We start from the raw sequence: 12921 nt of genomic DNA, 5'->3' as shown, positions 1-12921 counted from the left end.
GTGCCGGAGATCGATTCGACCTACAAGTTCGACCCCGATACGACTTTGGCGATCCTGGCCGGGTTCGCCTATAACCGCCGGGTGATGATCCAGGGCTATCACGGGACGGGGAAGTCGACCCATATCGAGCAGGTGGCGGCGCGGCTGCAATGGCCCTGCGTGCGGGTCAACCTCGATTCGCATATTTCCAGGATCGACCTGATCGGCAAGGATGCGATCAAGCTGCGCGACGGCAAGCAGGTGACGGAGTTCCACGAAGGGATTCTCCCTTGGGCGCTGCGCAACCCGGTGGCCATCGTCTTCGACGAGTATGATGCGGGGCGGGCGGATGTGATGTTCGTGATCCAGCGGGTGCTGGAGCATGACGGGAAGCTGACGCTCCTCGACCAGAACGAGATCATCACGCCGCATCCCTGTTTCCGGCTGTTCGCCACGTCGAACACGGTGGGTCTGGGGGATACGACCGGGCTTTACCACGGGGTGCAGCAAATCAACCAGGCGCAGATGGACCGCTGGAGCCTGGTGGCGACGCTGAACTATCTGTCGCATGATGCCGAGACGGCGATCGTGCTGGCGAAGAACCCGCATTACAACACGGACAAGGGGCGGAAGACGATCAGCCAGATGGTGACGGTGGCCGACCTGACGCGGACAGCCTTCATGAATGGCGACCTGTCGACGGTGATGAGCCCCCGGACGGTGCTGAACTGGGCGCAGAACGCGGAAATCTTCCGCAATGTGGGCTATGCCTTCCGGCTGACCTTCCTGAACAAATGCGATGAGCTGGAGCGGCAGACGGTGGCGGAGTTCTACCAGCGCTGTTTCGCGGAAGAGCTGCCGGAGAGCGCCGCAAGCATGGCGATGAAGTAGGCTCCATGGCCACCTGTCCGACCTGCGGTGGCTACGGACAGATAGAGGGTGACTTTCCGCCCTGCTACAGCTGCGGTGGACGTGGCTGCAATGCCTGCCATGGCACTGGCAGGGGCGGGATGCGCACGATGAACACCTGCTACATCTGCGGCGGGTCTGGAAAAGTCGCCGACAGCTGGCAGCCTTCTGGCGGCACTGGATCAGGAGGCCTCGCCAAAGGCAATGTGCGCCGGGTGCCTTGGACCAACCAGGAGCGCCTGATCGCTTTCGTCTCGTTTGCGGTGATCTGTGCCGCCCTGAGTTCATACTTCGGCGGTTGGAACTGGATGCTGCCGTTCATGGCGCTGCTTCCGGCGATGTTCCTCGGTCGGTTCTGGAAAGGGCTAACCAAGCTGGTGATCGCTTTAGGGGTGATCGCCGCGCTGTACTGGATCTTTGGAGATCCCGCCAGATTTCGGTAAGGCTTGCGCCTTGTTCCGCGTGGATCGGCAGGAAGCGCCCCTGGCCGCCGGTGTGTCCGAGTGGCCGGGCGGCGGAACGGGCGCGTCTCGCTCGCGCGCGGTGTTGCGAAGTGGCGGGGTTCGGGAAACGCCAACGGCCAGAGCCGGAGCCCTGGCCGCCAACGGTCCTGCGATGGGGATGTGTCAGGCGGCGGCAAGCTCTTTGCGTGCGGCCATCGTGGCCTTTGCCCACCATGCCACGTCATCAAGCATCGCCTTGGCCGAGGGGCCGATGGACCCTTCGATATCCGCCAGGTTGCCGGTGCCGCCAAAGCCCGGGTGGACCTTGGCGAAGTCGCTGCCACCGACGTGCACGCCGTTGCGGGTGGGCACCATCTGAAGCTCGACCGCGATCAGGCGCAGGTGTTCGGCCGCGCGGGCGCCGCCGACCGAGCCGTAGGCGATGAGACCGGCGGGCTTCTTCGCCCATTCGACGTAAGCCTGGTCAAGCGCATTCTTCAGAACACCGGTGATCGAGCGGTTGTATTCGGCGACGACGAAGATGTAGCCATCGAACTCTGCGATCTTCTTCTGCCACTTCTGTGCCACCGGGTTCTGGGTCGGGGCCCAGGCGTTCGAGGCGACTTCGTCGAAGAAGGGCATCGGGTAGTCGCGCAGGTCGACGACTTCCACATCCATGTCGCCGCGGGCCTTGGCCTGGTCCACGATCCATTTGGTCGGGATGTCGGCAAAGCGGGTCGGGCGGGTGGAGGAGACGATCACGGCGATCTTGGGTTTCACGGACATGGTGTTCATCCTTGCGGTCTGGGTTGTTCGCTGCGGCAAACATGAATGCAAACGCAGAAAAACCAATTCCCCAGATCCGCGCCTAACCTGTGCGCCACTGCACGGACCCTTGCCCGTTCGCCGGGGCGGTGCTTGTCTGACCTGTGGATCGACGGAAGGAATGGCGGATGCACATCGGCCTGATCGGCGGCATCGGACCTGCGGCGACGGTGGTCTATTACCAGCGGCTCTGCGCGGCGACGGCGGCACCGGGTGCGCCGCTGGACCTGACCATCGTGCAGGCCGATATCCAGCCGCTGATCGTCAACGCAAACTCGGATGGGCGCGAGGCGCAGGCCCGTCTTTTCGCGCCCTTGATCGACCGGCTGAGGGCGGCTGGCGCGGAGTGCGCGGCGCTGACCTCGATCGGCGCGCATTTCTGCTTTGAGGAAACACGCGCCCTGTCGAGCCTTCCGCTGGTCAGCGCGGTCGAGCCGCTGGACGAGTATTTTTCCGCCCGCGGCATCGAGACGGTCGGGCTTCTGGGAACCCGGGTGGCGATGCGGACGCGGCTTTTCGGGCTGATGAAAATGACGACGGCCCTGGCTCCGGAAGAGCAGTTCGAGGAAGTCGGCCAGTTGTATCAGGATATGGCAGTCGCAGGGAGTTGCCCCGACAGTTCGCGCGACGTGATGTTCAGTGCGGGCCGCCGGATGATGGAACGGGGTGCCAAGGCCATCGTCCTGGCCGGGACTGATCTCAACCTGGCGTTCGATGGTCAAGACCCCGGATTTCCCGTCATCGACGCGCTGGACGTGCATGTGGCGGTTCTGGCCGATCTGGCCTCTGGCAGCCGGTCGCTTCCCGCACTAGGGTGAGCCCATGACCAAGCCCACCGACAACCCCGCCGATCCGTTCAAGAAAGCCTTGGCCGAGGCCACACGCACCATGGCGGATGATCCGGAGATGACCGTCACCTATTCGGTCGACCCGGCGGGGATGAACAAGGAAGGCGTGCGCCTGCCGCAGGTCAGCCGACGGATGACGCGGGACGAGGTGCTTCTGGCGCGGGGCACGGCGGATGCCTTTGCCTTGCGGCGCAGGTATCACGACGACGGTATCGCCGCGCGCTATGCGCCGACGGGCCCCTTGGCGCGCGACATCTATGAGGCGATGGAGAACGCCCGTTGCGAGGCGGTGGGCGCGCGCGACATGCCGGGGACCGCCGGCAACATCGACGCGAAGATCGCCAACGAGGCCGACCGCAAGGGCTATGGCCAGGTGACATCGGCGTCGGAGGTGCCGTTGCCGGTGGCGGCGGGCTATCTGGTGCGGCAGATGGCGACGGGCCGGGCGCTGCCGAAATCGGCGGAACACGCAGCAGAGCTGTGGCGGGGCTTTGTCGAGGAGCAGGCGGGAGAAACGCTGTCGAATCTCGACCATGTGCTTGCCGACCAGGCGGCTTTCGCGCGGCTGGCGCGCAAGGTGATCGCCGATCTCGGCTATGGCGACCAGTTGGGCGACGACCCGGACGCGCCCGAGGATGCGGGCGACGACCAGGCGGAGGAAGATCAGGATTCGCCGGATTCGGCGGGAGAGGAGCAGGAGGAAAGCGACGAGTCCGACGCCTCGCCCGAGCGGTCGCAGGACGAGCAGCAGGACCAGTCGCAGGCGCAGGTCACGATGGAGGACAGCGCCGACATGGAGCAGGGCGACGAGGCGGAGCTGCCCGAGGGCGAGGCCCCGCTGGAGCCTCCGCCGCCTGCCCCGCATTCAGATGCCGACCCGAACTATGCCGTCTATACCACGGATTTCGATGAGGAAATCAAGGCGGAGGAGTTGGCGGAGCCGGCCGAGCTGGAGCGGCTGCGGGCCTATCTGGACCAGCAGCTCGAGCCCTTGAAGGGGGCGGTCAGTCGGCTGGCGAACAAGTTGCAGCGGCGGTTGCAGGCGCAGCAGAACCGCAGCTGGGAGTTCGACAAGGAGGAAGGCATCCTTGACGCCGGGCGGCTGGCGCGGGTGGTGGCGAACCCGACGACTCCATTGAGTTTCAAGTGGGAGAAGGACACCGAATTCCGCGATACGGTGGTGACGTTGCTCCTGGACAACTCCGGGTCGATGCGCGGGCGGCCGATTTCCATCGCCGCGATCTGTGCCGACGTGCTGGCGCGGACGCTGGAGCGCTGCAACGTGAAGGTGGAGATCCTGGGCTTTACCACCCGGGCCTGGAAGGGTGGGCAGTCGCGCGAAAGATGGCTGGCGCAGGGGCGGCCGCAGATGCCGGGGCGGCTGAACGACCTGCGGCACATCGTCTACAAGTCGGCGGATGCGCCTTGGCGGCGGGTGCGGCCGAACCTGGGGCTGATGATGAAGGAAGGGTTGCTCAAGGAGAACATCGACGGCGAGGCGCTGGAATGGGCGCACCGGCGGATGGTGCATCGGCCCGAAGCGCGGAAGATCATGATGGTGATCTCGGACGGTGCGCCGGTCGATGATTCAACATTGTCCGTCAACCCCGCGAATTACCTGGAGAAACACCTGCGCGACGTGATCGCGATGGTCGAACGCCGCCGGGCTGTGGAGCTGATCGCCATCGGGATCGGCCATGACGTGACGCGCTATTACCAGCGGGCGGTGACGATCACCGATGTCGAGCAGCTGGCGGGGGCGATGACGGAACAGCTTGCCAGCCTGTTCGAGGTCGACCCGAAGAAACGTGCCCGGGCGATGGGAATGCGGCGGGCGGGGTAAGGGGGTCGTCCGCCCCCTTAGCCCGGAACAAGTCCGATGCTCACCCCCGGGGATGTTTGCGCCAGTATGAAAGGCCACAGGGATGTTCCAGACCTTTGACAGCCATGCCTCGCCGGATCAGGGGCCGCCGCGGCTGGCGGCGTTGCGGGCGCGGCTTGGGGCGATGGGGCTGGCCGGCTTCCTCGTGCCGCGGGCCGATGTGCATCAGGGCGAATATGTCGCGGCGCGGGACGAGCGGTTGCAATGGCTGACGGGGTTCACCGGCTCTGCCGGGTTCTGCATCGTGCTGCCGGATGTGGCAGGGGTGTTCATCGACGGGCGCTACCGCACGCAGGTGAAGGCGCAGGTGGATCTGTCGGTCTTCAGCCCGGTGCCCTGGCCGGAGGTGAAGCCGGGCGATTGGGTGAAGGAGAATCTGGCGGAAGGGGTGGTTGGGTTCGACCCCTGGCTGCATACCGCCGAGGAGGTGGAGCGACTTCAGAGATCGCTTGAGGGATCGGGTGTAACGCTTTTATCTGTCAGCGAAAATCCGGTGGATGAGATCTGGTTGGACCAACCTGAGGCACCGTTCGGGAAAGCCTTCGTGCATCCGGTGGAGCTGGCCGGGGAAAGCCATGCGGACAAGCGGGCTCGGCTGGCGGAAGGATTGCGGAAGGCCGACCAGAAGGCCGCGGTGATCACGCTGCCGGATTCGCTCTGCTGGCTGTTGAACCTGCGCGGGGCGGATGTGCCGAAGAACCCGGTGCTGCATGGCTTCGCGGTGCTGCGTGACGATGGGCGGGTGGACCTGTTCGTCGATCCGGCGAAGCTGGACGATGGGGTGCGGGCGCATCTGGGGGCCGAGGTCACCGTGCATCCGGCCGAGGCCTTTGCCGGGGCGCTGACGGGCCTTGCCGGGCCGGTGCGAGTGGACAAGGGAACGGCTCCGCTGGCGGTCGGCGACATCCTGAAGGGCGCGGGGGTGGAGGTCGCCTGGGGCGATGATCCCTGCCGGTTGCCTAAGGCCTGCAAGAACGCGGCAGAGATCGCGGCGACGCGGGAGGCCCATCTGCGCGACGGGGCGGCGATGGTGGAGTTCCTGCGCTGGCTGGATGAACAGGCTCCGAAGGGCGGGCAGACGGAGATTTCGGTGGTGCAGGCGCTGGAAGGGTTCCGGCGGGCGACGAATGCGCTGCATGACATCAGCTTCGACACGATTTGCGGTGCTGGTCCGAACGGAGCGATCATGCACTACCGGGTGACGGAGGAGACCAACCGTCCCGTGGGGCAGAACGAGTTGCTGCTGGTCGATTCGGGGGCGCAGTACCTGGACGGGACGACGGACATCACCCGGACGATGGCGGTGGGCGATCCGGGGCGCGAGGCGCGGGAGTGCTACACGCGGGTCTTGCAGGGGTTGATCGCGATCAGCCGGGTGCGATTCCCGAAGGGTCTGCCGGGGCGGGATATCGACGCGCTGGCGCGGTTCAACCTGTGGGTCGCGGGGCAGGATTACGACCATGGGACGGGGCATGGCGTTGGCGCGTTCCTGTCGGTTCACGAGGGGCCACAGCGGATTTCCCGCGTCTCCGAGGTGCCGCTGGAGCCCGGCATGATCCTGTCGAACGAGCCGGGCTATTATCGCGAGGGGGCTTTCGGAATCCGGTTGGAGAACCTGATCGTGGTGCAGGAGGCCCCTGCCCTTGGCGACAACCGGGCACAGCTGGCCTTCGAGACGCTGACCTTCGTGCCCTTCGACCGGCGGCTGATCCTGGGCGAGGAGCTTTCGCCGGGAGAGCGGCGCTGGCTGGACGGCTATCATGCGGAAGTGCTGGAAAAGCTTGGCAAACGGGTGTCCGGTGCTACCTTGGCCTGGCTGAAGAACGCCTGCGCCCCGATCTGAAGCGGGACCGAGGAGGACGACATGGGTCTGCCGATCACCATCACGCCGATTTCCGGGACGGTCACGGTCGCGGTGGGATCGACGGTCCTGGGCGAGAGCACACAGGCGCTGGAACTTAGGGAGGCGGGCCATCAGCCGGTCGTCTACGTTCCGCGCGACGATATCGACATGAGCCGCCTGCTGCGGACGGATCACACGACGAAATGCCCGTGGAAAGGCCAGGCGAGCTATTACTCGATCAAGGGCAAGGTCGGGATGCTGGCCAATGCGGTCTGGACCTATGAGGATCCCCTGCCCGAGGTTTCGGCGATTGCCGGCTTCCTCGCCTTCTATCCCGACCGGGTAACGGTCACGCGCGGCTAGCGGCTTCGTCGCGGATGCGCTGCACCATCGCGCGCAGCCCGTTCGAGCGCTGGCTGGAGAGATGTTCGTTCAGGCCCAGACGGCCGAGTTCGGCGGGGGCGTCGATCCTGGCGACCTCCTTCAGCGGCACGCCGGAATAGAGCGCGTGGAGGACGGCGATCAAGCCGCGGACGATCATCGCATCACTGTCGCCCTGGAAGTCGAAGTGGCCGTCCTCGATCACCGGGCGCAGCCAGACCTGGCTGGCGCAGCCCTGCACCTTAAGCGCGGGGACCTTGAAGCTGTCGTCGAGCGGCGGCATCGCCTTGCCAAGCTCGATGACATGGCGGTAGCGGTCTTCCCAGTCGTCGAGGAAGTCGAAGGTTTCCGCGATCTCTTCAAAGGCTTCGGTGGCCATGGGCTGCTCCTTCCCTGGGGGTGAGGTAAGCCCGGTCGCGCCAAAGGTCCAGCCCAGAGAAGCGCTTTTCAAACGCGGTGCCATCGGCTACCCAAGAGGCACACGTTCAGGATGCTTGCCCATGCCCCTCTCCCGCCGTCATGTCGTTCTTGGTCTGGCCGTCGCCGTTGCGGGTTGCGGAAAGGTGCGGCAAAGCAGGCTGAACCCGTTCAACTGGTTCCGGAAGTCCAAGCCGCGCGAGACGATCGCGCTGCCGGGCGCAGAAACCGATCCGCGTCCGCTGGTCGATACGGTGCTGTCGATGGCGGTTGAGCCGATCCCCGGCGGTGCCGTGGTGCGGGCGCGGGGCGTGACGCCGACACAAGGGTGGTGGGATGCCGAGCTGGTGAAGCGGGACGTCGAGGAGCCGGGCGTCCTGGTCTACGAGTTCCGGTTGCAGCCACCGGCCGAGCCGACCGACGTGAACACGCAACAGTCGCGCGAGATCGACGTGGCGATATATCTGTCGGATGTGAAGCTGGACGGGGTGCACGAGATCGTGGTTCAGGGCGCGAAGAACGCGCGGTCGGCGCGGCGGTAGGCATTTTTTCGCCCGGCGCTTGGCCCCCTGCGGTCAGGCGACAGCGGGGCAGCAGGCGCTCGGCCCGCAACAATGCTGACCAATATCCGCCATGAAATCCGTGCAGGCTGTTCGCGGCGAACTGGTCTGTGCTGGTATCCTTCCAGCCGGACGGCACGATTGACGATACGGGATAGTTCATGCTCTTGCGATTGGTCCTGGCCTGTTTCCTGTTCCCACTTGCCGCCCTTGCGGACGCGTTGCCGCAACCGCAGAGCGATACGATCTCGGACTTCGCCGATATCCTTCCCGGTTCCGACGAGGCCGAGATTGCCGCGCTGATCCGCGATATCCGGGACGAGACCGGTGTACACATCGTCGTCGTCACCATGGACCGGATCAGCAATTTCGGCGGCTGGGGGCAAAGCTTCGAAAGCTATGCGACGGCGTTGTTCAATGACTGGGGAATCGGCGACCGGACGCGCAACGATGGCATCATGCTTCTTGTCGTCACCGGCACCCGGGACACGCGGATCGAGTTGGGCGAAGGCTACGCCCGGGCCTTCGACCGGCGGGCGCAAGAGGTGATCGAGACCGCGATCCTGCCGCAGTTCCGCGAAAGGCGGATGGCGCAGGGCATCATGGACGGGATCAAGGCGACGCGGGACCGGATCGTGCAGCCCTTCGTCAAGGGCGAATGGGTGGGTCTTTGGCGGGTGATCCTGATCGGACTGGGCGTGATCGGCGGAGCGACGGGCCTTGTCTTTGCGGGCAAGGCTGCCTGGGCCGCCTATGTCCGCTGTCCGCAATGCAGCCAACCGGGATTGTCGCGTTGGAGCGAGGTGATCAGCGACGCGACGACCTACAGTTCCGGGCGCGGAGTGACCCATCTGAGCTGCTCTCTGTGCGGCTACAAGGAGGACAGGCCCTACACGATCGCGGCGCGGCGCGACGACGACGACGGCGGCTCGTCCAGCTGGGGCGGCGGGTCGTCGAGCGGGGGGTTCGGTGGTGGAAGATCGTCGGGGGGCGGCGCTTCGGGCAAATGGTAGCGCCGATTTCGTCGGGGAGATCGTTTCGGAGCCTTTGAAGGCTCCGGTCCGGACTTTTTGCAAAGTCCGGGTCAGAGATGGACGACGCGGACCTCGTTGCCCTTGGCCGAGAGCGCGATCTCGCCCTTGCAGAGGCGCATCGCGTCATCGCCGAAGGCCTCGCGGCGCCAGCCGTTGAGGGCGGACACGTCGCGTTCGCCGGCGGCGATCTGGTCCAGTTCGGCGGAGGAGGCGATGAGGCGCGGGGCGACGCCGAGGGATTCCGACTTGGCCTTGAGAAGCACGCGAAGAAGATCGGCCAGCGCCGGGTTGACCTGCATCTGTTCGCGCGAGGCGTCTAGCTTCGGCATGTCCTCGGGCTTCATCTCCAGCCCCTCCTTCACCGCGGCGAGGATGCCGTCGGCGATCTCGGGCTTGCGGCCTTCGCGCAGGAGGAGGCGCGAGCGGCCCAGTTCCTCGGCTGTCGTCGGACGGGTCGAGGCGAGTTCGAGGAGCGCGTCGTCCTTCATCACCCGGCTGCGCGGCACGTTCTGCGCCTGGGCATAGGTCTCGCGGAAGCGGGCCAGCGCCTTGACCACCGCCAGGAAGCGGCCGGAGGTGGTGCGGGTCTTGATCCGCTGCCAGGCCTCGTCGGGGTTGACGGTATAGGTGGCGGGGTCGGTCAGGAGCGACAGTTCCTCGGCCACCCAGTCGGCGCGGCCGTTCTTCCGCAGTTGCGCGGCAAGGAATTCGTAGATCACCCGCAGGTGGGTGACATCGGCGATGGCATAATCCTTCTGCGCCTCGGAGAGCGGGCGGCGGGACCAGTCGGTGAAGCGCGAGGTCTTGTCGAGGTTGGCCTTGGCGATGCGCTTGACCAGCGTCTCGTAGCCCACCTGTTCGCCGAAGCCGCAGACCATGGCGGCGACCTGCGTGTCGAAGAGGGGCTTCGGGAAGACCCCGCCTTCGACGAAGAAGATCTCCAGATCCTGCCGGGCGGCGTGGAAGACCTTGACCGTCGCCTCGTGGCGGAAGAGGTCGTAGAGCGGTTCCATCGACATCTCCGGCCCCTCGATCGGGTCGATCAGGACCGCCTCGCCCGCGCCGGGAAGCGCCATCTGGATCAGGCAGAGCCTGGACCAGTAGGTGCGTTCGCGCAGGAATTCGGTGTCGATGGTGACGAAGGGCTGGGACTTGGCAAGCGCGCAATAGGCGGCGAGGTCTTCGGTGGTGGTGATCGTGCGCATGGCCGCCCTTTCGTTTGCGGGGTCATCCCGCCGATGCGGGCCGCTATAGGCGGCGCGGCGGGAAAAGGGAAGAGGCGGGGTTGCGGTCAGGACCGGGGCGTGCCTTCTTCGACCCGGCAGTGCAGGAGGCATCATGCGGGCTTTGTGGCTGGCCACGGGCGGGTTGTTCCTGGGGCTCGGGCTTCTGGGGGTGGTGCTGCCAGTCCTGCCGACGACGCCGTTCCTGCTTCTGGCGGCAGGATGTTTCGCCAAGTCGTCGCCCCGGCTGCATGGCTGGCTGGTGGGGCATCCGGTCTTCGGCCCACCGATCCGGAACTGGGAGGAGAACGGCGCGATCTCGCGCCCGGCCAAGCGGCTGGCCGTGGGCAGCATGGCGGCGGTCTTTGCGCTGTCGGTGTGGCTGGGGCTGTCGTGGAAGGTGCTGCTGGCGCAGGGAGTGTTGATCGGCATTGGTGCGGCCTTCGTGCTGACCAGGCCGGATGGGTCGTCAGGGTAGGAGGACGGGGGTGCGGTCTCCGGCGGCGAAGCGGCGCAAGACGGCGGGGTAAAGCCGGTGTTCCATCGTCAGGACACGGGCGGCGAGGGTTTCTTCGCTGTCACCCGGCAGCACCGGCACGCGGGCCTGCCCGAGGATGGGGCCGGCGTCGAGGTCGGCGGTAACTTCGTGGACGGTGCAGCCCGCCTCCCGGTCGCCAGCGGCAAGGGCGCGGGCGTGGGTGTGGAGGCCGGGATATTTCGGCAGGAGCGAGGGGTGGATGTTGAGCATCCTCCCCTCGTAGCGGCGGATGAAGCCGGGGGTCAGGATGCGCATGAAGCCCGCGAGGCAGATTATGTCAGGGCTTGCGGCGTCGATGTGCTGCGCAAGATCGGCCTCGAAAGCCTCGCGGGTCGGGTAAGTGCGGTGGTCGAGGGCGGCGGTGGGGATGTTCAGGGCTGCGGCCTTGGCGAGCCCCCCGGCGCTGGGGTCATTCGAGGCGACAAGGACGGGGCGGGCGGGATGGTTTTCATCCATGTCCCGGACCAGCGCCAGCATGTTCGAGCCACCCCCGGAAATCAGGATGGCGACGCGCTTCACAGGAGCTTGCCCCGGTAGACGACCCCCTGCCCTTCGACGACGGTCCCCATGCGGATGACGGTCTCGCCTTCCGCTTGCAGGAGTTGGGTCAGCGCCTCGGCGCGGTCTTCCGCGACGACAAGGATCATGCCGATGCCGCAGTTGAAGGTCTTGAGCAGTTCCGGCTCCGACATGTTCGCGGTGGTGGCGAGCCAGCGGAAGACCGGGGGGAGTTGCCACGACGACAGGTCGATTTCGCAGGCGAGGCCTTCCGGCAGGACGCGGGGCGGGTTCTCGGTCAGGCCGCCGCCGGTGATATGGGCGAGGCCGTGGACGCCCCCGGCGCGGACGGCGGCGAGGGCCTGCTTGACGTAAAGACGGGTGGGCGTGAGGAGCGCCTCGCCGAGGGTGCCTTGGCCGAAGGGCGAAGCGGCGTCCCAGCCGAGGCCGGAGAGTTCGACGACCTTGCGGACGAAGCTGTAGCCGTTGGAATGGACGCCCGAGGAGGCGAGGCCGAGGAGGACGTCGCCCTTCTGCACCCCGGCGGGCAGTTCAGCGCCCCGTTCCATCGCCCCGACGGCGAAACCGGCGAGGTCGAAGTCGCCCTTGTGGTACATGCCGGGCATTTCCGCCGTCTCGCCGCCGATCAAGGCGCAGCCCGAGTCGGCGCAGCCCTTGGCGATGCCGGTGATGATACGGGTGGCTTCCTCGACCTGAAGCTTGCCGGTGGCGAAATAATCGAGGAAGAACAGCGGTTCGGCGCCCTGGCAGACGAGGTCGTTGACGCACATGGCGACGAGGTCGATGCCGATGGTATCGACATGGCCGGTGTCGATGGCGATCCTCAGCTTGGTGCCAACGCCGTCCGTCGCGGCGACCAGAACCGGGTCGCTGTAGCCCGCGGCCTTGAGGTCGAAGAGCGCGCCGAAGCCGCCGAGCCCGCCCATCACGCCGGGGCGGCTGGTCGATTTCGCGGCGGGCTTGATCCGGTCGACGAGGGCGTTCCCGGCGTCGATGTCCACGCCGGCATCGGCATAGGTCAGCCCGTTGTGGCCCTTGGTCATCTGCCTGCCCTTTCGCGCGGAATCGATTGCGGCCCGCATAGACGATTGGCCGGTGGCGTGCAACGCGGCGCGCTTGACCGCCCGCCCGGTTCTGCTAGGCAGGGCCTTGCTACGGGCCTGTAGCTCAATTGGTTAGAGCAGGGCGCTCATAACGCCTTGGTTGGGGGTTCGAGTCCCTCCGGGCCTACCATTCACAACCCCGGATAGATCGGGAAGCGTTTGCACAGCACCTCGACCTCGGCGCGGACGCGGGCTTCGACTTCGGCGTTGCCGTCCTCGCCGTTTGCCGCCAGGCCGTCCACCACCTCGATGATCCAGCGGGCGATCTGGCGGAACTCGGGTTCCGCGAAGCCGCGCGTGGTGCCCGCAGGCGTGCCGAGCCGGACGCCGGAGGTGATCGTCGGCTTCTCGCTGTCGAAGGGGATGCCGTTCTTGTTGCAGGTGATCCAGGCGCGACCCAAGGCCTTCTCGGTCGCG

At 66.3% G+C, this 12921-nt stretch carries 14 protein-coding genes, 1 tRNA gene and 1 pseudogene; 10 read left to right on the top strand and 6 right to left on the bottom strand.

What is annotated here, in order from left to right; translation table 11 throughout:
- Both cobS and JNJ68_RS02555 read left to right on the top strand, forming a co-directional pair.
- Positions 1-870, top strand: an 870-nt coding sequence (cobS, locus tag JNJ68_RS02560; RefSeq protein ID WP_294978553.1) for a cobaltochelatase subunit CobS, incomplete at its 5' end; no start/stop codon positions are given.
- A gap of 119 nt (positions 871-989) precedes the next feature.
- Entirely contained in the window at positions 990-1331 is a 342-nt protein-coding gene (locus JNJ68_RS02555; RefSeq protein ID WP_294978550.1) for a hypothetical protein, read from the top strand.
- 183 nt (positions 1332-1514) lie between these two features.
- On the opposite strand, the gene JNJ68_RS02550 is transcribed toward JNJ68_RS02555, so the two are convergent.
- A complete protein-coding gene (locus JNJ68_RS02550) occupies positions 1515-2117 on the bottom strand; it encodes an NADPH-dependent FMN reductase (protein WP_294978547.1) in 603 nt (200 codons plus the stop codon).
- A gap of 167 nt (positions 2118-2284) precedes the next feature.
- On the opposite strand from JNJ68_RS02550, the gene JNJ68_RS02545 reads away from it, so the two are divergent.
- The 4 genes from JNJ68_RS02545 (at position 2285) to JNJ68_RS02530 (ending at position 7092) form a co-directional block, all read left to right on the top strand.
- Positions 2285-2974 carry an aspartate/glutamate racemase family protein gene (locus JNJ68_RS02545; protein WP_294978544.1) on the top strand — a complete coding sequence of 230 codons (690 nt, stop codon included), beginning with the start codon at positions 2285-2287 and terminating at the stop codon, positions 2972-2974.
- Between the two features lie 4 nt (positions 2975-2978).
- On the top strand, positions 2979-4847 hold the full coding sequence (gene cobT / locus JNJ68_RS02540) for a cobaltochelatase subunit CobT (protein WP_294978542.1): 1869 nt from the start codon (positions 2979-2981) through the stop codon (positions 4845-4847).
- An 82-nt stretch (positions 4848-4929) separates the two neighbouring features.
- Positions 4930-6729, top strand: a complete 1800-nt coding sequence (locus JNJ68_RS02535; RefSeq protein WP_294978539.1) for an aminopeptidase P family protein — start codon at positions 4930-4932, stop codon at positions 6727-6729.
- Positions 6730-6750: 21 nt separating this feature from the next.
- Entirely contained in the window at positions 6751-7092 is a 342-nt protein-coding gene (locus tag JNJ68_RS02530; RefSeq protein WP_294978536.1) for a DUF427 domain-containing protein, read from the top strand.
- On the opposite strand, the gene JNJ68_RS02525 is transcribed toward JNJ68_RS02530, so the two are convergent.
- A complete protein-coding gene (locus tag JNJ68_RS02525) occupies positions 7079-7489 on the bottom strand; it encodes a SufE family protein (RefSeq protein ID WP_294978533.1) in 411 nt (136 codons plus the stop codon). The two genes, JNJ68_RS02530 and JNJ68_RS02525, sit on opposite strands and share 14 nt — an antisense overlap.
- A gap of 121 nt (positions 7490-7610) precedes the next feature.
- On the opposite strand from JNJ68_RS02525, the gene JNJ68_RS02520 reads away from it, so the two are divergent.
- Together JNJ68_RS02520 and JNJ68_RS02515 are read left to right on the top strand one after the other, a co-directional pair.
- A complete protein-coding gene (locus JNJ68_RS02520; protein ID WP_294978531.1) occupies positions 7611-8069 on the top strand; it encodes a hypothetical protein in 459 nt (152 codons plus the stop codon).
- 179 nt (positions 8070-8248) lie between these two features.
- Positions 8249-9100: a TPM domain-containing protein gene (locus tag JNJ68_RS02515; protein WP_294978529.1), complete on the top strand. Its 852-nt coding sequence runs from the start codon at positions 8249-8251 to the stop codon at positions 9098-9100.
- 71 nt (positions 9101-9171) lie between these two features.
- Here the strand turns inward: JNJ68_RS02515 and rnd are convergent, their stop codons facing one another.
- Positions 9172-10326, bottom strand: coding sequence for a ribonuclease D (rnd, locus tag JNJ68_RS02510; protein WP_294978527.1), 1155 nt, complete (start codon positions 10324-10326; stop codon positions 9172-9174).
- 133 nt (positions 10327-10459) lie between these two features.
- On the opposite strand from rnd, the gene JNJ68_RS02505 reads away from it, so the two are divergent.
- On the top strand, positions 10460-10822 hold the full coding sequence (locus JNJ68_RS02505; RefSeq protein WP_294978524.1) for a YbaN family protein: 363 nt from the start codon (positions 10460-10462) through the stop codon (positions 10820-10822).
- Here the strand turns inward: JNJ68_RS02505 and purN are convergent.
- On the bottom strand, positions 10814-11401 hold the full coding sequence (gene purN, locus JNJ68_RS02500; RefSeq protein WP_294978521.1) for a phosphoribosylglycinamide formyltransferase: 588 nt from the start codon (positions 11399-11401) through the stop codon (positions 10814-10816). The two genes, JNJ68_RS02505 and purN, sit on opposite strands and share 9 nt — an antisense overlap.
- Positions 11398-12444, bottom strand: a complete 1047-nt coding sequence (gene purM / locus JNJ68_RS02495) for a phosphoribosylformylglycinamidine cyclo-ligase (protein ID WP_294978519.1) — start codon at positions 12442-12444, stop codon at positions 11398-11400. The genes purN and purM overlap by 4 nt, the downstream gene beginning before the upstream one ends.
- Positions 12445-12557: 113 nt before the next feature.
- On the opposite strand from purM, the gene JNJ68_RS02490 reads away from it, so the two are divergent.
- A tRNA-Ile gene (locus tag JNJ68_RS02490) sits at positions 12558-12634 on the top strand.
- 1 nt (position 12635) lies between these two features.
- On the opposite strand, the pseudogene glyA reads toward JNJ68_RS02490, so the two are convergent.
- Positions 12636-12921: pseudogene (gene glyA, locus JNJ68_RS02485) on the bottom strand (serine hydroxymethyltransferase); the annotation flags it as partial.

This window comes from Tabrizicola sp., from assembly GCF_016793705.1.
In the GTDB taxonomy this organism is placed as follows: domain Bacteria; phylum Pseudomonadota; class Alphaproteobacteria; order Rhodobacterales; family Rhodobacteraceae; genus Tabrizicola.
The sequence above is the reverse complement of the archived record's forward strand: the minus strand, read 5'-3'. Positions and strand labels throughout refer to the sequence as shown.